Raw genomic sequence first — 25,397 nt, 5'->3', positions numbered from 1 at the left:
AGGTCCTGAGGTCCAGGAGGCCACTGCCTCCTGGTGGGGGGTGCAGGGGGGCAAAGCCCCCTTGCATGGCCTCCAGCGCCGACCCTCCAAACCCCCGCCTAAACGTGCAGTCCTTGGTCGACCAAGGGCAGGCTGCGCAGGCGGCGGCCGGTGGCGGCGAAGATGGCGTTGCAGACGGCGGGGGCGAGTGGGGGCACGCCGGGTTCGCCGATGCCGCCGAGGGGTTCGCCGCTGCGGATGATGTGGGTGTCGACCTGGGGGGCCTGGTTGATGCGCAGGATGGGGTAGGTGTCGAAGTTGCGTTGGATTGCGGCGCCGTCTTTCAGGGTGATGTGTTCGGCGGCCATGGCGGAGAGGCCCCAGACGACGGCGCCCTGCATCTGGGCGGCGACGGTGTCGGTGTTCACGACGTCGCCGCAGTCGACGGCGACGGTGACCTTGTGGATGCGGATGTCGCGGCCGGTGACGGAGATTTCGGCGACCTGGGCGCAGAGGCTGCCGTAGCATTCGACATAGGCGAGGCCGCGGTGGCGCCCGGCGGGCGCGGGGCTGCCCCAGCCGCCTTCGCGGGCGGCGGTGTTGAGCACGTTGAGGGCGCGCGGGTCGTGGGCGAGGAGTTCCTGGCGCAGGGCCAGCGGGTCCTTGTTCGCGGCGAGCGCGACTTCGTCCAGGAAGGATTCCAGGAAGAAGCCGTATTGCGAGGAGCCGACCGAGCGCCAGAGCCAGACTTTTGGCGCGGCCTGCACCCGGTGCCATTCGGCGCGGAAGGCGCCGAAGCGGTAGCGGGTGTCGCTGATGGATTGCAGGGAGAAGGGGTCGTTGCCCCGCAGCGGCCCGGCGAAGAGGGCGGGGCGGTAGTCGCCCATCACGGATTGCCCGGCGGCGCGCAGGTTCAGCCCGACCACCTTGCCCTGGGCGTCGAGGGCCGCCTGGATGCGGGCGGCGAAGGCGGGGCGCCAGTAGGACTGGGCGAATTCCTCCTCCCGCGTCCAGATCAGCTTGACGGGGCGGTTGATGGCCTTGGCGACTGTGGTGGCCTGCTCGACGATGGTGGTCACCAGGCGCCGGCCGAAGCCGCCGCCGGTCATCGGCGTGTGGATGCGGACATTTTCGCGGGGCACGCCGGCGACGCGGGCGGCGTCGCGGATGCACCAGTCCTGGTGCTGGGTGGAGCACCAGACTTCCACGCGGTCGCCCTGGATATGGACGGTGGCGTTTTCCGTCTCCATGGGGGCGTGGGCGAGGTAGGGTGCCTCGTAGGTGGCCTCCACCACCTTCGCGGCGCCGCGCAGCGTGGCCTCGATATCGCCGTCGTTCTTGCCCCGGAAGGCCTCGGGCGCGGCGAGGCCGGCCTGGAGGCGGCGCGACAATTCGGCGCTGTCCAGCGCCTGGTCGGGCGTGGGCTTGAAGCGGAGGGTGATGCGCTGCGCGCCCTGCATGGCGGCCCAGGTGTTCTCGGCGACCACCGCCACGCCGTTCGGCAGCGGCACCACGTCGATGAGGCCGCGGAGGCCGGCGATGGAGGCGCGGTCAAAACTCTCCAGCTCCGCGCCGAAGACGGGGGAGAGCCGTGCGACGGCATAGGCCATGCCGGGCAGCTTCACGTCATGGCCGTAGATCGCGGCGCCCCGCGTCTTGGCTGGGATATCGGCACGCGGTGCGGCGCGACCGGTGATGCGCCGGGCGGAGGCCGGCTTGAGTTGCGGCTGGTCGTTCAGCGGCAGTCGCGCCGCCAGGTCCACCAACTCGCCATAGGCCAGGCTGCGGCCGGAAGCGGCGTGCAGCACGCGGCCTTCCGAAGTGGTGAGTTCGCCGACCGGTGCGCCGAGCCGCTCCGCCGCCGCCGCGCGCAGCGCCATGCGCGCCTGGGCGGAGGCGCGGCGGATGCGGTCGTGCCAGAAGCGGATGCCGAAGCTGGCGCCGGAATACATCTCCCCCACCGGCTGCAGGCGCAGCGCAGGTTCGGGCTGGCCCGCGGTGACGCGGACGGCGGCGAGTGGCACGTCCAGCTCATCCGCCACGATCATGGCATGCGCGGTGTGCGTCCCCTGCCCCATCTCCGTCACGGGGGAGGCGAAATCCACCATGCCGTCCTGGCCGATACGCAGGAAGGCGGTGATCTGGCCGGGGCCGGCATTCGGGCTGTTCGCCGCGGCGGCGGTGATGACGGGGGGCGGCGCGGGCTGCGACTGGGCGGGGGCGAGCGGCACCAGCAGGGTGGCGGCACCGGCCTGCAGAAGGGTTCTGCGCTGCATGGCTCACCCCCTCTCAGGTCTTCGCCGCGGCGTGGTGGATGGCGGCGCGGATGCGCTGGTAGGTGCCGCAGCGGCAGATATGGCCGGCCATGGCGACGTCGATATCGGCATCCGTCGGCTGCGGCTTCTCGGCCAGCATGGCGGCGGCGGACATGATCTGCCCGGACTGGCAGAAGCCGCATTGCGGCACCTGTTCCGCCACCCAGGCGAGTTGCACGGGATGCGCGCCCTCGGGGTGCAGACCCTCGATGGTGGTGACCTTGCGGCCGGCGAGCTCGCCCAGCGTGGTCTGGCAGGATCGCGCCGGCTGGCCGTCCAGATGCACGGTGCAGGCGCCGCATTGCGCGATGCCGCAGCCGTATTTCGTGCCGGTCAGGTTCAGCAGGTCGCGCAGCGCCCAGAGCAAGGGCATGTCGGGCTCCGCATCAAGCCGATGCGGCTGCCCGTTGACGGTCAGGTCGATCATCCCGGAACGCTCCCCTTCCGGGCCGCCCGTGTTGACGGTGCGTTCCTGCCCGGATGGCCAAGCGGTAGCGTTTGTTATGAACCATATGCAAGCGCGAAGATGACAGGGTCTTCACGCCGCCACTCAGAGCCGGCCGAGCAGATCCCCGAAACCCCAGACCAGCGTGCCGAGGATCAGCAGCGCGAAGCCGGCGCGTTCCATCACCTGCCGGTCGATGTCGCGCTGCAGGCGCTTGAAGCTGGCCAGCCGCACCGTGCGCTCGGCGCCGTCCACCCGTTCCATGTCCGAGAGCAGCGCCAGCAGGTCCGCCCGCGCGATCAGCACCTTGCGGCTGGCCAGCACCAGGCCGAGGGCGGTGAGGATGGCACCCGACCGGGCGAACCACATCCAGTCCCCGGTGCCGATGCTGAGCCAGATGCCGGCGGCCATGGAGAGTACGGAGGCTGCGACGAAGCCCCGCACCACGCGGCGCAGCGCGCGGGAGCCTTCCTCCGTCATGGCTTGTGCACGCGCAGCGGCCCGAAGCTCTGCGCCACGGGCATCACCTGCAGGGTGTTCACGTTCACCCGGGCCGGCCGGGTGGCCACCCAATGCACGGCATCCGCGATATCCTCGGGCTCCAGCGCCTCCGTCCCCGCATAGGGGGCGGCGGCCTTCTCGGCATCGCCCTTGAAGCGCACGGCGCTGAATTCGGTGCCGCCGACCAGGCCGGGCTCGATCTCCGTCACGCGCACCGCGGTGCCGAAGAGGTCGGCACGCAGGTTCAGGCTGAAATGCCGGACGAAGGCCTTGGTCGCGCCATAGACATTGCCGCCCGGATAGGGAAATTCGCCGGCCGTCGAGCCGATATTCACCACATGCCCGCGGTTGCGCGCCACCATCCCCGGCAGCACGGCGCGGGTGACATACATCAGCCCCTTGCAATTGGTGTCGACCATCGCGTCCCAGTCATCGAGGTCCGCGCCCTGGGCCGGGTTCAGGCCGAGCGCCAGGCCGGCATTGTTCACCAGCAGGTCGATCTCGGCGAAGGTGGGCGGCAGCGTCGCCACCGCCTGCTCCACCGCCGCGCGGTCCCGCACATCCAGCACCAGGGGGTGGCAGCGATCGGCGCCGAGTTCCGCCACCAGCGCATCCAGCCGCTCCGCCCGCCGCCCGGCGGCCAGGATGCGCCAGCCATCGGCGGCCATGCGCCGCGCAATGGCGAGGCCGAAGCCGGCGGTGGCGCCGGTGATGAAGGCAAGGCGCATCGCAACACTCTCCGATTTCATTCAACCGACCCGCAGCAGGCCCGGCCCATGGATGCGCAGCCAGGCCACCGCCGCCTCCCGATGCGGGGAGAGGCGGGCGACATGCGCCCAGAAGCGGGCCGAGTGGTTCATCTCCCGCAGATGCGCCACCTCATGCGCCACCACATAATCCAGCACCCAGGAAGGGGCCATGACCAGGCGCCAGGAGAAGGCGAGCGTGCCATCCGGGGCGCAGCTGCCCCAGCGGCTGCGCGGGTCCTTGAGCCGGATGGCGCGCGGCGTCACCGCCAGCGCGGCGGCATGGGGCGCGGCCAGGGCGGCGATGCGGCGCTTCGCCTCGGCGCGGAGGAAATCCGCCACGCGGCGTGCCAGGAAGGCCGGGTCGCCGGTGACCACGATGCTGTCCTCGCGCAGGAAGGCGCCGCCGCGCGCCGCGGGGTCATGGATGATGGCATGGTCGCGCCCGCCCAGCGGCACGCTGCCGCCGGCGATGAAGGGCGTTTGCGGGGCGAGGGCCGCCAGCTTCTGCCCAACCCAGGCGCCGTTGTCGCGCAGCAGCTTCATCCCGGCGCGACGGCCCGCCTTTGGCGGCAGGGTCACCACCACCGCCCCCGCCCGCGGGCAGATCCGCAGCGAGACGTTTCGCGCCCGCGTGGAGGGACGCCACTGCACCAGGCAGGGGTCCGGTGCGCCCGGCAGCGAGACGAGTTCCGATTCGGCCATCGGGCCAGCCTGCCCCGGCGGGACGGCCGCGCTCAATCGCCGCGTGCCGTGGGGCGCTTGAAGCTGGCCCGGGCCTCGGCGGCCTCGGCCCGAAAAGCGCAACCCTCGGCATGGTCGTTGATCAGGCCCATGGCCTGCAGGAAGGCATGCACCGTGGTCGGCCCGACAAAGGCCCAGCCGCGCTTCTTCAGATCCTTGGACAAGGCGATGGAGGCGGCGGAGGTGGCCGCGCCCTGCGGCGGCAGGTTTTCGGCACTCGGCTCGAAGGACCAGACATAGGCGGCGAGCGAGCCTTCGCTCCGCACCAGCTCCTGCGCCCGGCGGGCATTGTTGATCACCGCCTGGATCTTGCCGCGGTGGCGGACGATGCCGGCATCGGCCAGCAGGCGTTCGACATCGGCCTCGGTATAGGCCGCGATGCGGTCGATCTCGAAGTTGTCGAAGGCGGCGCGAAAATTCTCGCGCTTGTTCAGGATGGTCAGCCAGCTCAACCCGGACTGGAAGCCTTCCAGGCAGAGCTTCTCGAAGAGCCGGCGGTCATCCGCGACCGGGAAACCCCATTCCCGGTCGTGGTAGGCCATGTAGGCGGGCGTCGCGGCGCACCAGTGGCAGCGTGGACGTCCATCGGGGCCGGTGAACGGGTCTGCCATGGCTCAGCCCGGCAGCGCCTTCAGCTCGACCTCGACGAAGGACAGCTTCTGGGTCCCCGCATTGACCACATTGTGCTCCACGCCCGGGTCGCGGGTGTAGGAGACGCCGGCGGTCAGCGTGGCATTGGCCGTGGCGCCGCCCGGCAGTTCCAGCAGCAGCGTGCCGTCGGTGACGGGGATCACCACATAGCCCCAGCCATGGCGATGCCAGCCGGTCTCCGCGCCGGGATCGAAATCCCAGCGCGTGACGCGGACCATGGCGTCGTCCTGCTGCACGGTGCCGATCGCCGGCGCCCGGCATGTCAGGGGAGTCGTCACTCCGCGGCGGCCTTCAGCCCGAGACCCGGCAGCGGCAGCGCGCCGGTCGCCTGCATATTGTCCCAGGCCTTCTGGCCCGCCTCGGCGGAGAGCGGCAGATGCGGCGGGCGGATGTTGCGCCAGGCGCTGTCGCCGGTGCTGCGGGCGATGATCTCGCGCAGGCCGGGGATGAGCGGGGAGCTGGTGGCGGCCTTGCGGGTCGCGTTCAGCACCGCCTGCGCGGCATCGGCCTCCGGCCCCGTGCGGTGCTTGTAGACGATGGCGCCGAAGCGGGCGTTCACGTTGCCGGCCGCGGTGATGCAGCCCGCGCCGCCCTCGGCCAGGATCTTCTGGACGAACTCGTCCGAGCCCGAATAGACCTCGAAGCCGTCCTCGGCGAAGGCGTCGATCATCGCCTTCATGTTGGCATAGTCGCCCGAGCTGTCCTTCACGCCCTTGATCACGCCCGGGAAGGCCTTCAGCAGCCGGCCGATCAGGTCGAGGCTGAAGGGCACCGCGGACTGCTGCGGGAAGTGGTACAGGTAGATGGCGATGCCGCCGCCGACCCGGTTCACCAGCTCGGAGAAATAGGCGAACAGCCCGTCATCCGACGGCGCCTTGTAGTAGAAGGGCGGCAGCACCAGCACGCCACGGCAGCCCTGCGCCTTGGCATGCTTGGTCAGCTCCACCGTATCGGCGAGGCTCGCGCAGCCGGTGCCCGGCATCAGCTTCGCCGCCGGCACGCCGCGGGCGATGATGCCCTCCAGGATCTGCTTGCGCTCCTCGAAGCCGAAGCTGTTCGCCTCGCCCGTGGTGCCCAGGATGCCGAGGCCGTTGCAGCCATTGGCCAGCAGCCAGTTGCAATGCGCCGCGTAGCGGTCGAGGTCCGGCGAGAAATCGGCCTTCATGGCGGTCAGCGCCGCCGCATTGATGCCGCCGAAAAGCGCGTCCTTCATCGTCTCGGGTCCTTCCCGTTGCAATTACGCCCGCCGCGGGCGGGGAATGGGCCGCGCCGCCCGGGGCCACTGCCCCGGCCAGTCCACGGCATGGTCCTCCAGCGCCTCCGCATCCCGCTCCGCCACCACGCGGCCGCGGACGGAGACGCCGGCCTCATGCACCGTCTCGCGCGAGCCCGAGACCAGCGGGTGCCACCAGGGCAGGTCGCGGCCCTCGGCCAGCAGGCGATAGGCGCAGGTCGGCGGCAGCCAGTCGATCGCCGCCACCTTGGCCGGCGTCAGCTTCACGCAATCCGGCACCTTGGCCTTGCGGTTCGCATAATCCTTGCAGAGGCAGCTCTGCCCATCCAGCAGGCGGCAGGCGACGCTGGTCCAGACCAGCGCCTCCGTCTCCGCATCGCGCAGCTTGTGCAGGCAGCAGCGGCCGCAGCCATCACACAGGCTTTCCCATTCGGCGCGCGTCATGGCGCCGAGGGTTTTCGCCCGCCAGAAGGGTTCGACAGAGGCCATGCGCGCCACGCTAGACCCTGCGGCGGCGGGTGGGAACGCCGCCGGCCGCATATCAGCCCTCGGCTGTGTCGCGGAAATAGGGCTCGACGGTGCCCTTCAGCTTCAGCGTCAGCGGCTGGCCCTTGCGGTCCACCGCCTTGCCGACGGAAACCCGCACCCAGCCTTCGCTGACGCAGTATTCCTCGACATTGGTCTTCTCGGTGCCGTTGAAGCGGATGCCGACACCGCGCGCCAGCAGCGCCTCCTGGTAGAAGGGGCTGCGCGGATCGACGGAAAGCCGGTCGGGCAGGGTGTCGGAGGTATTGGCGGGGGCTTCTTCGCTCATGCGGGGGTGGTAGTCGCAGCGGGCGGCGCTGCCAAGGGTTCCTGCAAGCGGCGCAGCGCGGCCAGGAAGCGGGCCGCGGCCTGTTCCGGCGGCCAGGGCTGCCAGGGCGTGCCGCCATGCTCCGCGACCAGCGGATCCTCCTCCATCACGGCGGCGCGGATGCCGAGCGTGTCCCGCACCTCGGCCCGGGACCAGCCGGCGACATGCACCGCCTCCGCCGCCGCCATCGCCACATCCAGCCGCTTGTGCAGTTTTCTGGCCGTTGGGTCCCAGGGCGGCAGCGCGTAGCGCTGGGCGACCACGGACCAGAGACGGTCCTGCAGCGCGAGGAAGCCGGCCCCCAGGAAGGGTTTCAGGGGGGAGATGCAGTCGAAATTGGTCAGCCCCTCCTCCGCATCATGCAGCAATTCGCGCAGCGCCTCCGCCCGGCTGGGCGCAGGTTTCGCCCGCAGCCGCAGCGCCAGCACGGCAAGGGAATGCTGCGCGACGGAGAGCGGCGCGCCCGGCCAGATGGAATGCCCGCCCCACCGAAAAGTCCGCGCCAGGCCGGTGGCCAGGTCCTCATCGGTCCAGTCGAAGGGGGTGGGCGCCAGCAGATCCAGCCTGCGGCCGGAGGGCAGGCGGACCCAGGCGCGGGCCGTCCCGCTCAAGGCGCCGCCAGGTCGAATTCGGCGGTCACGGCCAGGTCCTCGCTGAACCAGGACCGCACCGCCGCCTGGCGCTGGCCGCAGTATTCCGGCCGGCCTTCCGCATCCAGCCGCATGGTCAGGTCATGCCCGGGCACCAGCAGCGTCCCCGGCACCGCCCGCCAGAGCGACCAGATGCCGGCCATGGAGGCGTGGGAGGCCGCCGCATCCATGGTCATGTCCGCCGCCATGGAGAGCATCTCCGCCCGGTTCTTGGCCGCATCGCCGCTGAAGATCACCGGCGGGTCATTGGCCGCCAAGTAATAGACCAGGCAGCCCGGCGTATGGCCGGGGGCTGCGATGGCATGGAGGCCCGGCAGCGGCTGATCCCCCGCCGCGATCTTGCGCGTGCGCGGGCTGGTCGCCAGCTCCCGCACATGCAGCTCCGGCAGGGCGTTGAAATCCCAGGGCTCGGCCTCGGCCCAGGCCATTTCCTCGGCGCCGATCCAGACCGTGGCATTGGGGAAGAGCGGCGCATTCACGCTGTGGTCCCAATGGGCATGGGTCAGCAGGATATCCGTCACATCCTCCCGCTTCACGCCGCGGGCGGCCAGTTGCTTCGCCAGTTCCGGCCGCACGCCGAAGGACCCCACATCCACCAGGGCGATCCGCCCCTCGCCCCGCAGCAGGGCGATGGTGCTCCAGCCCAGCGCGCCATGGCAGACCGATTTGCCGGGATAGCCCTGCACCAGCACGTCCAGCGAATACATCCCAGCGCCCCCGATCCTCCCTGCCACAGTAGCGGGGTTGCGGAGGGCGCCAAGCCGGCCGATTCTGACAGGGATGAAATTCCTGCACGCCGCCGATATCCACCTGGACAGCCCCATGGCCGGGCTGCAGGCGCGCGCCGACCTGCCGCCGGACCTGCTGCGCCACTGCACCCGCCGCGCCTTCGCCGCCCTGGTGGACCTGGCGATCGCCGAGGACGTCGCCTTCGTGCTGATCGCGGGCGACCTCTATGACGGCGACTGGAAGGATTTCTCCACCGGGCTTTTCGTGGCGGAGCAGATGAAGCGCCTCGGCCGCCCCTGCTTCCTGCTGCGCGGCAACCATGATGCGCGCTCCGTCATCACCAAGGAGCTGGCGCTGCCGGCCAATGTCCTCGAATTCTCCACCCGGACCTGCCAGACGCATGAGCTGGGCGAGCTCGGCATCGCCATCCACGGCCATTCCTTCCCGAACCGCGCGGTGCCGGAGGATCTCTCCCTCGGCTATCCCGAGCCCAGCCGCGGCTGGCTGAACATCGGCCTGCTGCATACCAGCGCCAATGATCCCGGCGAGCACGAGACCTATGCCCCCTGCGACCCCGGCCTGCTGCGGCTGAAGGGCTACGACTACTGGGCGCTGGGCCATATCCACCAGCGCCAGGTGCTGTCCGAGCACCCCTGGATCGTCTTTCCCGGCAATATCCAGGGCCGCCATATCCGGGAGACGGGCGCCAAGGGCTGCAGCCTGGTGACGGTGGAGGAGGGCCGCATCGTCGCGGTGGAACACCGCGCGCTGGACAGGTTGCGCTGGGCGCTGCTGGAGGTGGAGGCGGCGGAGGACGACATCCTCGCCGCCCGGATCGCCGAGGCGGTGGGCCAGGCCCTGGCGGAGGCCGAGGACCGCCCCCTGCTCGCCCGCCTGGTCCTGGCCGGGGAGGCGCAGCCCGGCCTGGCCGCGGATGCCGAGCGCCTGGCCGCCGAATGCCGCAACGCCGCCATCGCCGCCGGCGGATCCCTGTTCATCGAGGCGGTGCGCCTGCGCACCCGCCCGCGCCGCAGCCTGGAGGCCGGCGCGCTGGACCCGCTGCGCAGCGCCTTCGCCGCCGGCCTGGCCGACCCCGCCCGCAGCGCGGCGCTGCTGGCCGAGATGGCCGCGCTGCGCGCCAAGGTCCCCGCCCCGGCGCGGGATGGGCTGGACCTGCCGGAGGACGCGGCCGGCCTTGCCCGGCTGGCGGAGGAAGCCTGGACCCTCGCGGAAGCCGCCATCGCGGCGGAACAGCCGGCATGAGGCTGCTGCAGCTGGACCTGCTGCGCTACGGCCACCTGACCGATGCGCGGCTGGCGTTTCCCGAAGACGCGCCGCTGGTGGTGGTGCTGGGCCCGAACGAGGCCGGCAAGTCCACCACCCTCTCGGCCATCGGCGATGCGCTCTGGGGCTTTCCGGCGCGCAGTCCGCATGCCTTCCTGCACGAGACCAGCGCGCTGCGGCTCGGCTTCGACGTGCTCGGGCGCGACGGCAGCCGCACCAGATTCCTGCGACGCAAGGGCAACAAGAACACGCTGCTCGATGCGGCGGAAAACCCGGTGCCGGAGGCGGCGCTGCTGCACCTGCTGGGCGGCGCCAGCCGGGCGCTGTTCGAGACCACCTATGGGCTGAACGGCGCGAGCCTGCGGGAGGGCGCGCTGTCGCTGCTCGCCAGCGGCGGCGAGGCCGGCGAAAGCCTGCTGGCCGGCATGGGCCTGCCGCATCTGCGCCGCGCGCTGGACCGGCTGGATGCCGAGGCCCGCGCCCTGCATGGCGATGGCCGCGGCCGCCGGGCGCTCGCCGCCGCCGCGGAGGCCTGGGCCGAGCAGCGCCGCGCGGCGGAGGAGGCCGCGGTGCGGCCGCGCGAATGGCTCGACACCAAGGCGCGCTACGACAGCCTCTCCACCGCGATCGAACAGGCCAGCGCGCAGGGGGATGCCCTGGCCGCCGAGGCCGCCCGGCTGCACCGCGCCCGCCGCATCCTGCCTTTGCTCGCCAGCCTGGACGCGCTGCGCGCCGAGGCCGCCGCCGTGGCCGATGCCCCCGCCTTGCCCGCCGATGCCGCGGCGACGCTGCGCCAGCTTCTGGACGACCACCGCCTGGCCGCCGAGGACCAGCGGCGCGAGGCGGCGGAGGCGGCGGCGCTGGCGGCCGAGGCCGCCGCCCTGCGGCAGGACCCGGCGGTGCTGGCGGTGCAGGATGCGGTGGATGAACTGGCGGCGCGGCGCGGCGCCGCCCTGGAGGCCGCACGGGACCTGCCCGCCGTGCAGCGCAAGGTGGAGGCCTTCCGGGCCGAGGTGGAGGAAGCCGCCGCTTTGCTCGGCAGCGGCGCGACGCCGGAGGAGCTGCGCGAGGCCCTGCCCCGCGCCGCCGATCGCCAGGCCGCCCAGGCGCTGATCCGCCGCCATACCGAACTCGCCACCGCCCGGCGCAGCGAGGCGGCGAAGCTGGCGGAGGCGATCCGGCTGCGGGATGCGCTGGCGACCCGGCTCGCCGGCTGCCCCGCCCCGCCCGCCACCGCCCCGCTGCGCCGCGCCATCGATGCCGCGCGCGGCGAGGGCCAGCTGGACCGGGAGCTGGCGGCGGCGGAACGCGAAGTGGCGGAGGCGGCGCGGCGGACGGCGACCGCGCTGGCCGCCCTGCCCCTCTGGTCCGGCACGGCCGAGGCGCTGGCCGCCCTGCCCCTGCCCCTGCCCCCGGCGACGGAGGCCGCCGCGAAGCACCTGGCCGAGGCCAGCGCCGCGGCCGAGGCCGCCCGCCTGGCCGAAGCGGCGCTGGCCGCCGAGATCGCGGAGCTGGAGGAGGCGCTGCAAAGCCTCGCCCGGGGCGGGACGGTGCCCACCCCCGACCGCATTGCCGCCGAACGCGCCCGCCGCGACGCCGCCTGGGCCGCGCTGCGCGCGCATCTGTCCGCCGGCACCCCCTTCGACCCGGCCCTGCCCGAGACCTTCGAGGCGCTGCGCGACCAGGCCGACCGCCTGGCCGATGCCCGCGCCGAGGATGCCGGCCGGGTCAGCGACTATTCGACGAAATCCGCCCGCCGCGACCTGCTGCACGCCCGCGAACCCTTGGCCCGCGCCGCCCGGCAGCAGGCCGAGGCGGCCGCGGCCGAGGCCGCGGCCGCCTGGCAGGCGCTGTGGCAGCCGGCCGGGCTACTCGCCATGGACGCCGCCAGCATGGCCGAATGGCGCCGCGGCCGCGACGAGGTGCTGCGCCTGGCGGAGCAGGAGGCCGCGGCGCGCCGGAAGCAGGCGGAGCTGGCGGCGCGGCGGGAGGCCGCGCTGGCCGCGCTGCACGCCACCCTGCCCGGCCCCGAAACCCTGCTGGCGCCGCTGCTCGCCCGCGCCGAGGATGCCCTGGCCGAGGCCGAGGCGGCACAGCAGCAGCACCGCGACCTCGCCCGCCGCGCCGCGGAGGCGGCGGCGCAGGCGGAGGCCGCCCGCCATGCCGAAGCCGCCGCCGCCGCCGCGCTGGCCGAATTCGCCCCGCAATGGCACGCGGCGACCGCGGCGCTGCGCCTGCCGGCGGAGGCCTCGCCGGAACTGGTGGAAGCCGCGCTCGGCGCCTGGACCCGGGTGGCGGAGGCCGCCAAGGCCTGGCGCGGCGATGCGGCCCGGGTCGCGGCCATGACGGAGGCGCTGGCGGATTTCGCGGCGGCGACGCGGCGGGTGCAGGATCGCCTCGCCCTGCCACACGGCGAGGACTCCCCGGCCGCCATCGTCGCCCAGCTGGCGCGGCGGCTCGCCACGGCGCGCGGCACGGCGCAGGAAGCCGCCGCCCTCGCCCGCCGCCTGCAGGACCGCCAGCAGGCCGCCGCCGGCGCCGCGACGCGGCTGCGCGAGGCCGAGGCGCGTCTCGCCGCCCTGCGCGAGGCCGCCGGCGCCGAGGACCTGGCGGCGCTGGAGGCGGCGATCGCCCGCGCCGCGGCCCGCAGCCGGCTGCACGGCGCCATCGCCCAGGCGGAGGCCGCGCTGCTGGCGCAGGGCGATGGCCATGACGAGGCGGCGCTGCGCGCCGAGGCGGCCGGCACCGACCCGGACCTGGCCACCGCCCGGCTGCAGCGAATCGAGGCCGAGCAGGCCGCGCTGCGGGAGGGGCTGGCCGAGCTCGGCGGCCAGCGGCAGCAGGCGGAGGCGAAGCTGGCCGCCATGCAGCAGGGCCGGGACGCCGCCGCCCATGCCCAGGCCGCCCGCCACCACCTGGCGGAGGCCAGCGCGGCGGCGGAACGCTATGCCCGGCTGCACCTGGCGCGCAGCCTGCTGCAATCCGGCATCGAGCGCATCCGCCAGGAACGCCAGGGCCCGCTGCTGCGCCAGGCCGGCGCCCATTTCGCCCTGCTGACCGAGGGTCGCTACACCCGCCTCGCCACCGACGAGGACGAGGCCGGCCGCACCCTTCTGCGCGCGGTGCGCGACAGCGGCGCCGAATGCCCGGTGGATGCGCTGAGCGAAGGCACGCGGGACCAGCTGTTCCTCGCGCTGCGCGTGGCGGCGGTGGAGGCGCAGGCGGAGGCCGCGGAGCCGCTGCCCTTCATCGCGGACGACCTGCTGGCCACCTTCGACGATGCCCGCGCCAGCGCCGCCCTGGCCCTGCTGGCGCGCCTCGGCGCCACCACCCAGACCATCCTCTTCACCCATCACGCGCATCTGGCGGAGCTCGCCGCGCGGCAGGGCGCGGTGCTGCGGGAGATGCCGGGCTTCCAAGGCGCCGCGCGGGCGGCGTAGGCTTGGCCAAACGGAGGAAGACAACCATGGACGCCACCACGCTGCCGCCGGTGCTCCGCCTGGCCCCCGAAGACGGCGTGCTGATCGCGCGCATCGCCCTGCCGCCCGGCACCACCGTGGCGCCGGGCGTGACGGTCGGCGAGAAGCGCATCCCGCCCGGCCACAAGGTGGCGATCCGTCCGCATGCGGCGGGCGAGGAGATCCGCCGCTACGGCCAGATCATCGGCTTCGCCACCACCCCCATCGCGCCCGGCGACTGGGTGCATACCCACAACTGCGCCATGGGCGATTTCGCGAAGGATTATGCTTACAGCCGGGAGGTGAAGGCGACCGCCTATGCCAATACCCCCGCCAGCTTCATGGGTTTTCGCCGCCCGGATGGGCGGGCGGCCACGCGCAACTACATCGGCATCATCACCAGCGTGAACTGCTCCGCCCATGTCGCGGACCTCATCGCCGATGCCTTCAAGCGCAACCCCTTCGCGGGCAACGACCCGCTGGCCGACTTCCCGAATGTGGATGGCGTGGTCGCGCTGACGCACAAGACCGGCTGCGGCATGACGGAGGGCGAGCCGCTGCGGCTGCTGCGCCGGACGCTCGCCGGCTATGCGCGGCACCCCAACTTCTCCCATGTCATCGCCATCGGCCTGGGCTGCGAGGTGAACCAGCTGGGCGGGATGCTCGAGGAACAGCGCCTGGCCGGAAGGCTGCGCAGCATGGACATCCAGGAGATGGGCGGCACGCGGAAGACCGTCGAAGCCGGCATCGAATTCGTGAAGGGCGTGCTGGCGGAGGCCAATGCGCTGCGGCGCGAACCCATCCCGGCCAGCGAGCTGGTGGTGGCCCTGCAATGCGGCGGCAGCGACGGCTATTCCGGCATCACCGCCAACCCGGCCCTCGGCGCGGCCAGCGACCTGGTGGTGCGCCACGGCGGCACGGTGATCCTCTCGGAAACGCCAGAGACCTATGGCGCCGAACACCTGCTGACCCGCCGCGCCGTCTCCCGCGAAGTGGGCGAGAAGCTGGTCGATCTGATGCGCTGGTGGGAGGATTACACGGCGCGGGAGGGGGCGGAGATGAATGCCAACCCCTCCCCCGGCAACAAGGCCGGCGGGCTGACCACGATCCTGGAAAAATCGCTCGGCGCCATGGCCAAGGCGGGCACCACCAATCTGGTCGAGGTCTACCGCTATGCGGAACCCGTCACCGCCAAGGGCTTTGTTTTCATGGACACCCCCGGCTACGACCCGGTGGCCGCGACGGGGCAGGTGGCCGGCGGCGCCAACCTGGTCTGCTTCACCACCGGCCGCGGTTCCGTCTTCGGCGCCAAGCCCGCGCCTTCCATCAAGCTGGCCACCAACAGCGCCATGTATGAGCGCATGTCGGAGGACATGGACGTGAATTGCGGCACCATCGTCACCGGCGAGGAGACGATCGAGCAGGCCGGCCAGCGCATCTTCGAACTCATGCTGCGGGTGGCCAGCGGCGAGCGGACCAAGAGCGAGAGCTACGATTTCGGCGGCGCCGAATTCGCCCCCTGGGTGATCGGCGCCACGATGTGACGGCCCGCTTCCACCCGCGCCGCCCGCATCCGGCGCTGCGCGGGCTGGTGCGCGGCCTCTGGTACTACGCGGAACGCCGCGAGGCGCCGCAGCGCCGGCGCGAAATGCCCTGCGCGGAGGCGGTGCTGCTGATCAACCTGGGCCCGGCCATCGGCGTCGCCTGGCCCGACCCGGCGGCCGAGACGCGCTTCGACACCGCCACGGGCTTCCTGGCCCGGCCGCATCCGGCGCCGGCGCGCAGTTCCATGCAGGGCAGCCAGCGCGGGGTGCAGGTGATGCTGACGCCGCTGGGCGCGGAACGCCTGCTGCGCTGCCCGATCTCCGGCGTGCCGGCGCAATTCCTCGATCTGTCCGAGATGCTGGGCCGCGAGGGGCCCGGCCTCGCTGCGCGGCTGGCGGAAACGACCGATCCGGAAAGCTGCCTCGACCTGCTGGAGGGCATGCTGCTGCGCCGCCTGGCGGGCGACCCGCCCACCGATGCGGTGGCGGAGGCCTGGCGGCGGATCGAGGCCAGCGCCGGGCGCATCGGCATCGGCGCCCTGGCGCGCGACCTCGGCCTGTCGCGCCAGACGCTGGTGCGCCACTTCCATGACCGCACCGGGCTGACGCCGAAACTCGCCGCGCGGCTGCAGCGCTTCAGCGGCGTGATCGCGCGGCTGCCGGAAGTGCCGGAGGCGGGCTGGGCCGGGCTGGCGGTGGAGGCGGGCTTTGCCGACCAGTCGCATCTGATCCGGGAGGTCCGCGCCTTCACCGGCCTGTCCCCGGCCGCGCTGCTGCGCCGGCGCCTGGCGGATGGGCTGGGCTTCGGCGAGTAGAGGTCAGTCCGCCTCACCCCGCCGCGCGCCATGGAGAAAGACATCCACCGCCGCGCGGGCCAGCGCCGCCACCTCCTCCGCATCGGGTGCATCGCGCAGGCCGAGCAGGATCATCATATGGGTCTTGCCCAGGGTCATTCCGAACAGCAGCTGCGCCGCCATCTCGGCATCGGGCAGGCGGATCGCCCCGCGCGCCATCTCGGCCGCGATGCGCCGCTGCAGCGAACCGGCACCGCGATTGAACAGCACGCGATGCGTCGCCTGCGCGATTTCCGGGGAGCGTTTCACCTCGGCGATGACGAGGCGGAAGATGCCGGTCTGGAGCGGCGCCAGCAGATGCCCCGCCGCCGCTTCCAGCATGCCGCACAGCGCGCGCCGCAGGTCCGGCTCCGTCTCCAGCTCCGAGGCCACATGCAGCGGGGCGAGGGCCGCGGCGACCGTCGCCTCGAAGAGCGCGGCCTTGGAGGGGAAGAACTGGTAGAGCGTGCGCTTCGACATCCCGGCGGCGCGCGCGACGTCGTCCATGCTGGCGGCGGCATAGCCGTCCCGCATGAAGACCTCCGTCGCCGCCTCGCAGAGCAGGTGGCGCCGCGCCGTCTCCGGCATCGGCGCGCGGCCCGGCTTGCGCCGCGCCGGCGCCTCCGCCTCGCTCATGGCGCGGCGACCTGCGGCTGTGCCGCGGGGGCTGCATCACCCTGGCCCGGCGGCGGCACCGGCCTGGTGCGGAACAGGCGCAGGATTAGCAGGAAGAACAGCGGCACGAAGACCAGCGCCAGCAGCGTGCCGGCGATGACGCCGCCGATCACGCCGGTGCCGATGGCATTCTGCGCGCCGGAGCCCGCGCCGTTCGCGATCGCCAGCGGCACCACGCCGAGGGTGAAGGCGAGCGAGGTCATGACGATGGGGCGCAGGCGCTGCCGCGCCGCCTCCGCCGCCGCCTCCACCAGCGAGAGGCCGCGGTTGAAGCCTTCCCGCGCGAATTCGACGATCAGGATCGCGTTCTTCGCCGAGAGGCCGATGGTGGTCAGCAGGCCGACCTGGAAATAGACATCGTTCGACATGCCGCGCAGCAGCGTGGCCACCACCGCGCCGAGCACGCCGAGCGGCACCACCATCATCACCGCCGTCGGGATCGACCAGCTTTCATAGAGCGCCGCCAGGCACAGGAAGACGACGATCAGCGAGATGGCATAGAGCGCCGGCGCCTGGCCGGAGCCGCCACGTTCCTCATAGGATACGCCGCTCCAGGCATGGTCGAAGCCGGGCGGCAGCTGGGCTGCCAGCCGCTCCATCTCCGCCATCGCCTCGCCGCTGGTGCGCCCGGGCGCCGGCATGCCCTGGATCTCGCGGGAGGCGATGCCGTTGAAGCGTTCCAGACGCGGCGAGCCATAGCTCCATTCGGTGCGGCCGAAGGCGGAGAAGGGCACCATCTGGCCGCTGGCATTGCGCACGAACCAGCGGTCGAGATCGCCGGGCAGCATGCGCGAGTCCGCATCGCCCTGGATATAGACGCGCTTGATGCGGCCGCGGTCCAGGAAGTCGTTCACGTAGGTCGCGCCCCAGGCGGTGGAGAGCGTGGTATTGATGTCGGAGACGGAAAGCCCCAGCGCGCTGGCCCTTTCCCAATCCACCAGCAGGCGGAACTGCGCCTCGTCCTCCTGCCCGTTCGGGCGGACCTGCGCCAGCACCGGGCTTTGCGCGGCCATGCCGAGCAGCTGGTTGCGCGCCTGCATCAGCGCCGCATGGCCGGCGCCGCCGCGGTCCAGCAGCTGGAAGGTGAAGCCGGTGGCATTGCCGAGCTCCGTGATGGCCGGCGGGGCGAAGGCGATGACGATCGCATCCTGCCAGGTGGCGAAGTGGCGGATGATGCGCCCGGTCAGCGCCTGCGCCCTGCTGGCGGGGGAGGTTCGCTCGTCCCAGGGGCGCAGGCTGATGAAGCCGAGGCCGGTATTCTGGCCGCGGCCGGTGAAGCTGAAGCCGTTGATGCCGAAGTTGGAGGCGACGACATCCTTCTCCTCCTCCCGCAGGTAGCGGTTCAGCTCATCCAGCGCGCGCTGGGTGCGTTCGCTGGTGGCGCCGGGGGGCGCGATGATCTGCACGAAGGCGGTGCCCTGGTCCTCATCCGGCAGGAAGCCGCCGGGCAGGCGCAGGAAGGCGAAGCCGAGGCCGGCCAGCAGCGCGGCATAGATCGTCATCATCCGCCAGGGCCGGCGCAGGCTGCCGCGCACGCCGCGTTCATAGACCGCCGTCGTGCGGTCCACACCGCGGTTGAACAGGCCGAAGAGGCCGCGCTTGCCCTGGCCCGGCTTGTGCGGCTTCAGCAGCGTGGCGCAGAGCACGGGGGTGAAGAAGATCGCCACCAGCACCGATAGCGCCATGGCGGTGGCGATGGTGATGGAGAACTGCCGGTAGATCACGCCGGTGGAGCCGCCGAAGAAGGCCATCGGCAGGAAGACCGCGGAGAGCACCAGCGCGATGCCGACCAGCGCGCCGGTGATCTGGTCCATCGACCTGCGCGTGGCTTCGAGCGGGGAGAGATGTTCCTCCGCCATCACGCGCTCGACATTTTCCACCACCACGATGGCGTCGTCGACCAGCAGGCCGATGGCCAGGACCAGGCCGAACATGGTCAGCGTATTGATGGAATAGCCCGCCGCCGCCAGCACGCCGAAGGTGCCGAGCAGCACCACGGGGATGGCGAGCGTCGGGATCAGCGTGGCGCGCCAGTTCTGCAGGAACAGGAACATGACGAGGAAGACGAGCACCACCGCCTCGACCAGCGTATGCGCCACGCTGGTGATGGACAGGCGCACGAAGGGGGTGGTGTCGTAGGGATAGACCACCTCGAGCCCCGCCGGGAAGTTCGGGCGCAGGTTCTCGATCGTGGCGCGCACGGCGGTCGCGGTGTTCAGCGCATTGGCGCCGCTGGCCAGGCGCACGCCGATGCCGGCGGCGGGGCTGCCGTTGAAGCGGGCGGAATTGCTGTAGCTTTCCGCGCCGATCTCGATGCGCGCCACGTCGCGCAGCCGCACCTGCGCGCCATCGGTCTGCACGCGCAGCAGGATGGCGCCGAAGGCCTCCGGCGTCTGCAGATAGGAGGGGCCGATGATGGTGGCGTTCAGCTGCTGGCCGGGCACCGCCGGCAGCGCCCCCATCTCGCCGGAGGAGACCTGCACATTCTGTGCCTGGATGGCGTCGCGCACATCGCCCGGCGTCAGGCCGTAATTCACCAGCTTCGCCGGATCCAGCCAGATGCGCATGGCGAACTGGGAGCCGAAGACCTGGTAGTCGCCGACGCCCGGCGTGCGGCTCAGCGGGTCCTGGATGGTGCTGACCAGGAAGTCCGAGATATCCGCGCTGCCGAGCTGCCCGTCGGTGGAGACGAAGCCCACCACCATCAGGAAGTTGCTGGTGGACTTCGCCACGCGGATGCCCTGCTGCTGCACGGTCTGCGGCAGGCGCGGCGTGGCGAGCTGCACCTTGTTCTGCACCTGCACCTGGGCGGTGTCCGGATTGGTGCCCTGGGCGAAGGTGAGCTGGATGGTGGCGGCGCCGTCCTTAGTGGTCTGGGAGGAGAAGTAGATCAGCCCATCGATGCCGCTCAGCTGCTGCTCGATGATCTGCACCACCGTGGACTGCACCGTCTCGGCCGAGGCGCCGGGATAGCTGACGGTGATGGAGATGGCGGGCGGCGCGATGGCCGGATATTGCGCGATGGGCAGCGTGCGCAGGGCCAGCAGGCCGGCGAGCATGATGCCGATGGCGATGACCCAGGCGAAGACCGGGCGGTCGATGAAGAAGCGTGCCATGGGCGGGGCCTCAGCTCGCGGGCCGCGCGGCGGCGGGCGCTGCGGCGGGCGCGGGTGCGCGTTCGGTGGCATTCACCCGTGCGCCGGGGCGGATGCGCTGCACGCCCTCCACCACCACGCGATCGCCCGGGGCGAGCCCCTCCGTCACCAGCCAGTTGGTGCCAATGGCGCGGGCGGCCTGCAGCATGCGCTGTTCCACCACGCCCTCCGCATTCACCACCAGGGCCACCGGCTCCCCGCGCGGGGTGCGGGAGACGGCCTGCTGCGGCACCAGGATGGCACGGTCCGTGACGCCCTCCTCGACCCGCGCGCGCACGAACATGCCCGGCAGCAGCAGCTGGTCCGGATTGGGGAAGACGGCGCGGAGCGTGACGGAGCCGGTGCCCTGGTCGACGATCACCTCGGAGAACTGGATCTCGCCGGGATGCGCATATTCCGTCCCGTCCTCCAGGATCAGCCGGGCCGCGGCGCGGTCGGCGGAGGCGCGGCGCAGCGCGCCGCTGGCGATATCGCGGCGCTGCTGCAGCAGCAGCGAGCTCGGCTGCGTCACGTCGACATAGATCGGATCGAGCTGCGTCACGGTGACCAGCGCGGTGGTCTGGCTGGCGGTGACCAGCGCGCCGGCGGTCACGTTGGAGCGGCCGCTGCGCCCTGCGATGGGCGAGGTGACGCGGGTATAGCCGAGGTCGATGCGTGCGCTATCCAGCGCCGCGCGATTGGACAGTACATCCGCCTGCGCTTCCCGAAGCGTCTGCTCCGCCGTGTCCAGGCTCTGCTGGCTGACGGCCTGGGACCGCACCAGGGCGCGATAGCGGGTCGCGGTGGCCGCCGCGCCGCGCACCGTGGCCTCGGACCGGGCCAAAGCCGCCTCTGCGCGGGTCACCGCGGCCTCGTAGCTCGAGGGCTCGATCTGGAACAGGGGCTGGCCGGCGGTCACCACCTGGCCTTCGGTGAACAGACGCTCCCGCACCACGCCGCCGACCTGGGGGCGCACCTCGGCGACCTGGAAGGCAGTGGTGCGGCCGGGCAGCAGCGTGGTCACCGGCACTTCCTGGCGCTGCAGGGTCACGACGGTGACGGGCGTGGGCGGCGGGGCGGCACCCTGGGCGGCGGCCGGCCGCACCGGCTGCTCCTCGCAGGCCGCCAGCAGGGCGAGCAGCCCGAGCGCCGGCAGGCGGAGCGGCAGGCGCGAAGCATGCTGTGGAGACATGGGACCTCTTTGGAAACTGCTTAGTTTTCGCGTTGCGATACGCGCCAGTTTCCATCGCAAGTCAAGCCGCCGCGTTGTAACCGCCGGTATCCGGCGCCATGCGCCCGGATGGCAGGAACCATGCCTTGCCTTAACAAAGGCCTCCTGCGCCGCCGATCAGCGCGGCAGCGGCGGCAGGCGCTGCGCCAGGTCGCGTTTCAAAACCTTACCGGCGCTGTTGCGTGGCAGGTCGTCCAGCACGAAGACCTCGCGCGGCCATTTCGGCCGGGGCAGCCGGGCGCGGGCGAAGGCGAGAAGCGCCTCCGGCTCCACCGGTGTCGCGAGGCGGACGAAGGCCGCGATCTCCTCGCCGAATTCGGGCGAGGGCCAGGCGAGCACCGCGGCCTCCGCCACCGCCGGATGGGCGGTCAGCGCCGCCTCGATATCCGCGGGGTGGATGTTGATGCCGGCGCGGATGATCATGTCCTTCTGCCGCCCGCGCAGAGTGACGAAGCCTTCGCTGTCCAGCGAGGCAAGGTCGCCCGGGTAGAACCAGCCGTGCCGAAAAGCCTCGGCGGAGGCTTCGGGGTCCCGGTAGTAGCCGGTGGCGCAGGCGGGGCCACGGTAGCGCAGCAGGCCGGTCTCGCCGGGCGGCAGGGGGCGGTCGGCGTCGTCCACCACCTCCACCTCCACGCCGAAGACGGGGCGGCCGACCGTATCGCCATGCGTGGCGAGATCCTCGGGCGTCAGCAGGGAGACGCCGCCGCCCTCGGTGCTCGCATAATATTCGAAGAAGCGCGGGCAGAGCCGGTCGCGGATCGCGCGCCGCTCCTCGGCGGAGAGCGGCGCGCCGGAGGAGAAGAGCAGGTTCAGGTTGTGGAGCGGTGCCAGCGCGGCATCGTCCAGCGCGAGCAGCCGGCGAAATTGCGTCGGTACCAGGAAGAGGCTGGTGGCGCCGTGCTGCGCGACGCAGGCCACCAGCTCCTCCGGCGTGCAGGGCGGCGGCTTCAGGATCAGCGTGCCGCCGGCGAAGAGAACGGACATCGCGAAGGTGCGGCCGCCACCAAAATACAGCGGCGTGGCGCAGACGAAGCGGTCGCGGCCGTTCAGGCCGAGATTGATCCAATGCGTGCGGAAGCGTGCGAGGAAATGCTTGTGCGCGATCAGCGGCCCCTTCGGCCGGCCCGTGGTGCCGGAGGACAGCGACAGCACGAAGGGTGCTTCCGGATCGCTGGCAAATTCGGCGCCGGTTGCATCGACCTCCTGCGGCGTGTCGCAGCGCAGGCCGGGCAGCGGTGACGCATCCGGCTCCTGCAGCACCAGCGAGGCGCCGAAATGGTCCGCGACATTGCGCTGTTCCTCGGCGGTCCAGCGCACATCCATCGGCAGGATCGGCAGGCCGGCGCGCGCCACCGCATACAGCGCCACCACATGCTGCGCCGTGTCGCGCAGGCAGAGGCCGATGGGTTGGTCACCCGGCAGGCCGAGCCCCTGCAGCCAGGCCGCCATGCGCCGCACGCGCGCGACGAATTCGGCATGGGTCAGCACCAGCGCGCCGTCGATCAGCGCGATGTGGCCAGGCCGCGCCTTGGCGTGGATGTCCAGCGCATCGGCGAGGTTCATGCCTTCACGCCATCCAGCTTGTAGATGCGCTCCACATTCGTGCGCAGAAACTTCTGGAGCACCGCCTCGGGCAGGTTCAGCTCGGCGATCTCCGCCATGGTGCGGCCGAAGTCGAGCACCGGGAAATCCGTGCCGAAGATCACCTTGTCCTGGCCATAGCTGCGAATGTAGTGCTTGAAGCTGTCCGGCCAGTAGCGCGGGCTATGCGCGTCGGATCCGATGAAGACGTTGCTGTGCTTCCAGGCCATGGCGATCATCTCCTCGGTCCAGGGGATGCCGACATGAATGCCGATGATCTTCAGTTCGGGGAAGTCGCAGGCCACGGCATCGAGCGCGATCGGGCGGCCGACGGAGCGCAGCGGATAGCTGGGGTCATAGACCATGGATTGGCCGACCTGCAGCTGCACCGGCACGTCCAACTCCGCGCACTTCGCGTAGAAGGGGTACCATTTGGCATGGTCCGGGGCGAGCTCGAACCAATGCGGATAGAAATGCGCGCCGATGAAACCGTATTCGGTGACGGCGCGGGACAGCTCGCGCACACCGCGCATGCCCTCCGTCGGGTCGAGGCCCGCCAGGCCATAGAAGCGATCCGGATGCGCCTGCACCGCATCGGCCACCAGCCTGTAGTCCACATGGTAGCAGGCGGGATGGCCGAGCCGGCCGACCTTGGCCGCGATGAGAAAGGCCTTCTCGATGCCCGCGGCGTCCATGCGCGCGATCATGTCCTTCAGGCTCATGCCCTCGAAGATTTCGCGCTTCACGCGCATCTTGCTGGTGTAGAAGCCGGTGCGGTCCGGCCGGCCGGCCAGCGCCTCCGGCGTCCAGATATTCACCACCGCATCGATCGCCCGGATGCCTGTCACGCTTTCCCCCTTGAAGTCAGACCCATCTCCCGCGCGATGGAATCGCGCAGCACTTCGTTCGCGCCCTCACCAAAAGTGTAGAGGCGCGAATCCCGCCACAGCCGCTGCATGTCGCTCTCGGCGGAGTAGCCGGCGCTGGCCATGATCTGCATGCCGGCATCGGCGACGTCGCGCAGCGCCTCGGTCGCGATGATCTTGGCCTGCGCCGCCTCGCGCCGGCAGGGCGCGCCCTGGTCGATCAGCCGGGCCAGGTGGCGCACCATCAGGCGGGACTGGTCGACGCGCAGGCGCATATCCACCAGACGATGCGCGATGGCCTGGAAGCGGCCGATCGGCTGGCCGAATTGTTCTCGATTTCGCGCATGATCCAGCGCGATGCGCAGCGCGGCTTCCGCGGCGCCGGTCACCGTCGCGGCCATGGAGGCGCGGGAGTAGTGCAGCGTCGACATCAGATGCGCAAAGCCCTGGCCCTCCTGGCCGAGCAGGGCGTCCTCCGGCAGGTCCACATCCTGCAGCCCGATGTCAAAGCTGGGCATGCAGTTGTTGCCGACCTTGGGCAGCGGCGTCATGACGATGCCGGGCGCATCCGTCGGCACCAGGAGCAGCGAGATGCCGCGCGCCCCTTCCTTCTCCGGCCCCGTGCGGGCCGGCAGGATGAGCCAGCGCGCGCCCTCGGCATCGCTGATCCAGGTCTTGCGGCCATTGATGCGCCAGCCGCCGGCCTGACGCGTGGCGCGTGTGCGGATGGCGGCGGCGTCGCTGCCCGCCTGCGGTTCCGTCAGCGCCAGGGCGCAGAACGCCTCGCCCGTCATCAGCAGCGGCAGCATCTCGGCGCGCTGGGCAGCGCTGCCATGGCCGCGGATCGTCGCCAGCCCAAAGCCCACCACGCGGTTGAAGATGGAGGCCGCCATATAGGCGTGCTGGCCCAGCGCCTCCTGCACCAGCGCGACCGTCGCCCAATCCGCGCCAAGCCCACCTTCCGCCACCGGCACCGCCAGCGCGAACAGGCCGAGCTCGCCCATCTCCGGCAGCAGGTCGTAGGGCGGCACATGGCCCGCATCGCGCCGCCGGATTTCGGCGGGCGGCAGGCGCTTCGCCAAGAGGGCCTCGACCGAGCCGAGGATCTGCGCCTGTTCCGGAGTCACACCCGTGGCCCGGCCGAGGCATGCCAGGGCACCAGCATTTTGCGCAGCGCACCGATGGCGAAATAGAAGATGAAGCCCAGCAGCGACATGTGGATCAGCACGGCGAACATCTGATCCGTCTCGAAGGCGTTCAGCCGCGCTATCAGCAGATGCCCGAGCCCCGCATTGCCGCCAAGGTATTCGCCGACCACGGCGCCAATGATGGCGAGCACGATGCCGATCTCCAGCCCCGTGATGATGAAGGGCAGCGCGGAGGGAAACTCCAATCGGCGAAACACCTGCCAGCGCGTGGCATTCAGCGAGACCATGACATCCCGATGCCCCTCGTCGATGGATTTCACGCCCATTGCCGTATTGGTCAGGATCGGGAAGAAGGCGAGCACCGCGGCGACGATCACCTTCGAGGTCACGCCGAAACCGAACCACAGCACGAAGAGCGGCACCAGCGCGACCTTCGGGATCACCTGCGTCGCCACGATGAAGGGATTCAGCGTCAGCTCCAGCCAGCGCAGCCGCGCGATCAGCACGCCGAGCACCACGCCGATGACGCTGGCATAGGCGAAGCCGGAGAGCGTGGCATAGACCGTCATCCAGGTGTGGTGCCAGGCGCGCGGGTCGCGCAGCATCTCCAGCCAGGCGGTCCAGACGGCGCCCGGGCGCGGCAGGATCAGCGGCGAAACGCCGGCGTAGCGCACATAGGAATCCCAGATCAGTACCAGCAGCGCCAGCAGGATGGGCGTGGTGATCCAGGGCAGCGCGCCATCCATGGTGACGAAGCGCTTGGCGAATTGCGCGGGGGCAGGTTTTGCGGTCATCG

General features: G+C 71.6%; 23 protein-coding genes. 4 read left to right on the top strand and 19 right to left on the bottom strand.

The window, feature by feature from the left end; genetic code table 11:
- Window positions 1-98: 98 nt before the first annotated feature.
- The 12 genes from ACTIF1_RS22445 to ACTIF1_RS22390 form a co-directional block, all read right to left on the bottom strand.
- Complete coding sequence (locus ACTIF1_RS22445; protein WP_439598681.1) at window positions 99-2,255, bottom strand: molybdopterin cofactor-binding domain-containing protein; 2,157 nt, start codon at window positions 2,253-2,255, stop codon at window positions 99-101.
- Between the two features lie 13 nt (window positions 2,256-2,268).
- Window positions 2,269-2,721, bottom strand: coding sequence for a (2Fe-2S)-binding protein (locus ACTIF1_RS22440; protein WP_439598680.1), 453 nt, complete (start codon window positions 2,719-2,721; stop codon window positions 2,269-2,271).
- Window positions 2,722-2,844: 123 nt separating this feature from the next.
- A complete protein-coding gene (locus ACTIF1_RS22435) occupies window positions 2,845-3,219 on the bottom strand; it encodes a hypothetical protein (RefSeq protein WP_439598679.1) in 375 nt (124 codons plus the stop codon).
- Window positions 3,216-3,968 (bottom strand): SDR family NAD(P)-dependent oxidoreductase, encoded by a 753-nt coding sequence (locus tag ACTIF1_RS22430; protein ID WP_439598678.1) that lies wholly within the window; start codon window positions 3,966-3,968, stop codon window positions 3,216-3,218. Before ACTIF1_RS22430 ends, ACTIF1_RS22435 begins: the two co-directional genes overlap by 4 nt.
- Window positions 3,969-3,989: 21 nt before the next feature.
- Complete coding sequence (locus ACTIF1_RS22425) at window positions 3,990-4,691, bottom strand: M48 family metallopeptidase (protein WP_439598677.1); 702 nt, start codon at window positions 4,689-4,691, stop codon at window positions 3,990-3,992.
- A 32-nt stretch (window positions 4,692-4,723) separates the two neighbouring features.
- Window positions 4,724-5,341, bottom strand: a complete 618-nt coding sequence (locus ACTIF1_RS22420) for a DNA-3-methyladenine glycosylase I (RefSeq protein WP_439598676.1) — start codon at window positions 5,339-5,341, stop codon at window positions 4,724-4,726.
- A 3-nt stretch (window positions 5,342-5,344) separates the two neighbouring features.
- Window positions 5,345-5,659, bottom strand: coding sequence for a cupin domain-containing protein (locus ACTIF1_RS22415; protein WP_439598675.1), 315 nt, complete (start codon window positions 5,657-5,659; stop codon window positions 5,345-5,347).
- Window positions 5,656-6,594 carry a dihydrodipicolinate synthase family protein gene (locus ACTIF1_RS22410; RefSeq protein ID WP_439598674.1) on the bottom strand — a complete coding sequence of 313 codons (939 nt, stop codon included), beginning with the start codon at window positions 6,592-6,594 and terminating at the stop codon, window positions 5,656-5,658. Before ACTIF1_RS22410 ends, ACTIF1_RS22415 begins: the two co-directional genes overlap by 4 nt.
- A gap of 24 nt (window positions 6,595-6,618) precedes the next feature.
- Window positions 6,619-7,104, bottom strand: a complete 486-nt coding sequence (locus ACTIF1_RS22405; RefSeq protein WP_439598673.1) for a YcgN family cysteine cluster protein — start codon at window positions 7,102-7,104, stop codon at window positions 6,619-6,621.
- A gap of 52 nt (window positions 7,105-7,156) precedes the next feature.
- The gene (locus ACTIF1_RS22400; RefSeq protein ID WP_439598672.1) at window positions 7,157-7,429 is read right to left on the bottom strand and encodes a DUF3297 family protein; all 273 of its coding nucleotides are present in this window, start codon (window positions 7,427-7,429) and stop codon (window positions 7,157-7,159) included.
- The gene (locus tag ACTIF1_RS22395) at window positions 7,426-8,079 is read right to left on the bottom strand and encodes a hypothetical protein (RefSeq protein WP_439598671.1); all 654 of its coding nucleotides are present in this window, start codon (window positions 8,077-8,079) and stop codon (window positions 7,426-7,428) included. The genes ACTIF1_RS22400 and ACTIF1_RS22395 overlap by 4 nt, the downstream gene beginning before the upstream one ends.
- Window positions 8,076-8,825, bottom strand: coding sequence for an MBL fold metallo-hydrolase (locus tag ACTIF1_RS22390; protein ID WP_439598670.1), 750 nt, complete (start codon window positions 8,823-8,825; stop codon window positions 8,076-8,078). Before ACTIF1_RS22390 ends, ACTIF1_RS22395 begins: the two co-directional genes overlap by 4 nt.
- Window positions 8,826-8,898: 73 nt before the next feature.
- Between ACTIF1_RS22390 and ACTIF1_RS22385 the strand changes: the two genes are divergently transcribed.
- The 4 genes from ACTIF1_RS22385 to ACTIF1_RS22370 are packed head-to-tail and all read left to right on the top strand — an operon-like array spanning window position 8,899 to window position 15,948.
- A complete protein-coding gene (locus ACTIF1_RS22385) occupies window positions 8,899-10,110 on the top strand; it encodes a metallophosphoesterase family protein (protein WP_439598669.1) in 1,212 nt (403 codons plus the stop codon).
- On the top strand, window positions 10,107-13,571 hold the full coding sequence (locus tag ACTIF1_RS22380; protein ID WP_439598668.1) for an AAA family ATPase: 3,465 nt from the start codon (window positions 10,107-10,109) through the stop codon (window positions 13,569-13,571). Before ACTIF1_RS22385 ends, ACTIF1_RS22380 begins: the two co-directional genes overlap by 4 nt.
- 26 nt (window positions 13,572-13,597) lie before the next feature.
- On the top strand, window positions 13,598-15,133 hold the full coding sequence (locus tag ACTIF1_RS22375) for a UxaA family hydrolase (RefSeq protein WP_439598667.1): 1,536 nt from the start codon (window positions 13,598-13,600) through the stop codon (window positions 15,131-15,133).
- On the top strand, window positions 15,130-15,948 hold the full coding sequence (locus tag ACTIF1_RS22370; RefSeq protein ID WP_439598666.1) for a helix-turn-helix domain-containing protein: 819 nt from the start codon (window positions 15,130-15,132) through the stop codon (window positions 15,946-15,948). The genes ACTIF1_RS22375 and ACTIF1_RS22370 overlap by 4 nt, the downstream gene beginning before the upstream one ends.
- A gap of 3 nt (window positions 15,949-15,951) precedes the next feature.
- On the opposite strand, the gene ACTIF1_RS22365 is transcribed toward ACTIF1_RS22370, so the two are convergent.
- From ACTIF1_RS22365 to ACTIF1_RS22335, 7 genes are all read right to left on the bottom strand, one after another.
- Window positions 15,952-16,602 (bottom strand): TetR/AcrR family transcriptional regulator, encoded by a 651-nt coding sequence (locus ACTIF1_RS22365; RefSeq protein ID WP_439598665.1) that lies wholly within the window; start codon window positions 16,600-16,602, stop codon window positions 15,952-15,954.
- Window positions 16,599-19,757 carry an efflux RND transporter permease subunit gene (locus ACTIF1_RS22360; RefSeq protein ID WP_439598664.1) on the bottom strand — a complete coding sequence of 1,053 codons (3,159 nt, stop codon included), beginning with the start codon at window positions 19,755-19,757 and terminating at the stop codon, window positions 16,599-16,601. Before ACTIF1_RS22360 ends, ACTIF1_RS22365 begins: the two co-directional genes overlap by 4 nt.
- 10 nt (window positions 19,758-19,767) lie before the next feature.
- Window positions 19,768-20,967: an efflux RND transporter periplasmic adaptor subunit gene (locus ACTIF1_RS22355; RefSeq protein ID WP_439598663.1), complete on the bottom strand. Its 1,200-nt coding sequence runs from the start codon at window positions 20,965-20,967 to the stop codon at window positions 19,768-19,770.
- 156 nt (window positions 20,968-21,123) lie between these two features.
- Window positions 21,124-22,569, bottom strand: coding sequence for a class I adenylate-forming enzyme family protein (locus ACTIF1_RS22350; RefSeq protein ID WP_439598662.1), 1,446 nt, complete (start codon window positions 22,567-22,569; stop codon window positions 21,124-21,126).
- Window positions 22,566-23,435, bottom strand: a complete 870-nt coding sequence (locus tag ACTIF1_RS22345) for an amidohydrolase family protein (RefSeq protein ID WP_439598661.1) — start codon at window positions 23,433-23,435, stop codon at window positions 22,566-22,568. Before ACTIF1_RS22345 ends, ACTIF1_RS22350 begins: the two co-directional genes overlap by 4 nt.
- On the bottom strand, window positions 23,432-24,580 hold the full coding sequence (locus ACTIF1_RS22340) for an acyl-CoA dehydrogenase family protein (protein ID WP_439598660.1): 1,149 nt from the start codon (window positions 24,578-24,580) through the stop codon (window positions 23,432-23,434). Before ACTIF1_RS22340 ends, ACTIF1_RS22345 begins: the two co-directional genes overlap by 4 nt.
- The gene (locus ACTIF1_RS22335; protein ID WP_439598659.1) at window positions 24,577-25,395 is read right to left on the bottom strand and encodes an ABC transporter permease; all 819 of its coding nucleotides are present in this window, start codon (window positions 25,393-25,395) and stop codon (window positions 24,577-24,579) included. Before ACTIF1_RS22335 ends, ACTIF1_RS22340 begins: the two co-directional genes overlap by 4 nt.
- Window positions 25,396-25,397 lie beyond the last annotated feature (2 nt).

Source organism: Falsiroseomonas sp., assembly GCF_051860665.1.
Classification (GTDB): domain Bacteria; phylum Pseudomonadota; class Alphaproteobacteria; order Acetobacterales; family Acetobacteraceae; genus Falsiroseomonas.
The sequence above is the reverse complement of the archived record's forward strand: the minus strand, read 5'-3'. Positions and strand labels throughout refer to the sequence as shown.

Bases quoted from the DNA above. Each gene is read 5' to 3' on its own strand.
- ACTIF1_RS22335 (WP_439598659.1), bottom strand. From the start codon at position 25,395: ATGACCGCAAAACCTGCCCCCGCGCAATTCGCCAAGCGCTTCGTCACC.
- ACTIF1_RS22400 (WP_439598672.1), bottom strand. From the start codon at position 7,429: ATGAGCGAAGAAGCCCCCGCCAATACCTCCGACACCCTGCCCGACCGG.
- ACTIF1_RS22385 (WP_439598669.1), top strand. From the start codon at position 8,899: ATGAAATTCCTGCACGCCGCCGATATCCACCTGGACAGCCCCATGGCC.
- ACTIF1_RS22350 (WP_439598662.1), bottom strand. From the start codon at position 22,569: ATGAACCTCGCCGATGCGCTGGACATCCACGCCAAGGCGCGGCCTGGC.
- ACTIF1_RS22390 (WP_439598670.1), bottom strand. From the start codon at position 8,825: ATGTATTCGCTGGACGTGCTGGTGCAGGGCTATCCCGGCAAATCGGTC.
- ACTIF1_RS22365 (WP_439598665.1), bottom strand. From the start codon at position 16,602: ATGAGCGAGGCGGAGGCGCCGGCGCGGCGCAAGCCGGGCCGCGCGCCG.
- ACTIF1_RS22430 (WP_439598678.1), bottom strand. From the start codon at position 3,968: ATGCGCCTTGCCTTCATCACCGGCGCCACCGCCGGCTTCGGCCTCGCC.
- ACTIF1_RS22380 (WP_439598668.1), top strand. From the start codon at position 10,107: ATGAGGCTGCTGCAGCTGGACCTGCTGCGCTACGGCCACCTGACCGAT.
- ACTIF1_RS22360 (WP_439598664.1), bottom strand. From the start codon at position 19,757: ATGGCACGCTTCTTCATCGACCGCCCGGTCTTCGCCTGGGTCATCGCC.
- ACTIF1_RS22405 (WP_439598673.1), bottom strand. From the start codon at position 7,104: ATGGCCTCTGTCGAACCCTTCTGGCGGGCGAAAACCCTCGGCGCCATG.
- ACTIF1_RS22425 (WP_439598677.1), bottom strand. From the start codon at position 4,691: ATGGCCGAATCGGAACTCGTCTCGCTGCCGGGCGCACCGGACCCCTGC.
- ACTIF1_RS22445 (WP_439598681.1), bottom strand. From the start codon at position 2,255: ATGCAGCGCAGAACCCTTCTGCAGGCCGGTGCCGCCACCCTGCTGGTG.
- ACTIF1_RS22440 (WP_439598680.1), bottom strand. From the start codon at position 2,721: ATGATCGACCTGACCGTCAACGGGCAGCCGCATCGGCTTGATGCGGAG.
- ACTIF1_RS22410 (WP_439598674.1), bottom strand. From the start codon at position 6,594: ATGAAGGACGCGCTTTTCGGCGGCATCAATGCGGCGGCGCTGACCGCC.
- ACTIF1_RS22355 (WP_439598663.1), bottom strand. From the start codon at position 20,967: ATGTCTCCACAGCATGCTTCGCGCCTGCCGCTCCGCCTGCCGGCGCTC.
- ACTIF1_RS22375 (WP_439598667.1), top strand. From the start codon at position 13,598: ATGGACGCCACCACGCTGCCGCCGGTGCTCCGCCTGGCCCCCGAAGAC.
- ACTIF1_RS22420 (WP_439598676.1), bottom strand. From the start codon at position 5,341: ATGGCAGACCCGTTCACCGGCCCCGATGGACGTCCACGCTGCCACTGG.
- ACTIF1_RS22435 (WP_439598679.1), bottom strand. From the start codon at position 3,219: ATGACGGAGGAAGGCTCCCGCGCGCTGCGCCGCGTGGTGCGGGGCTTC.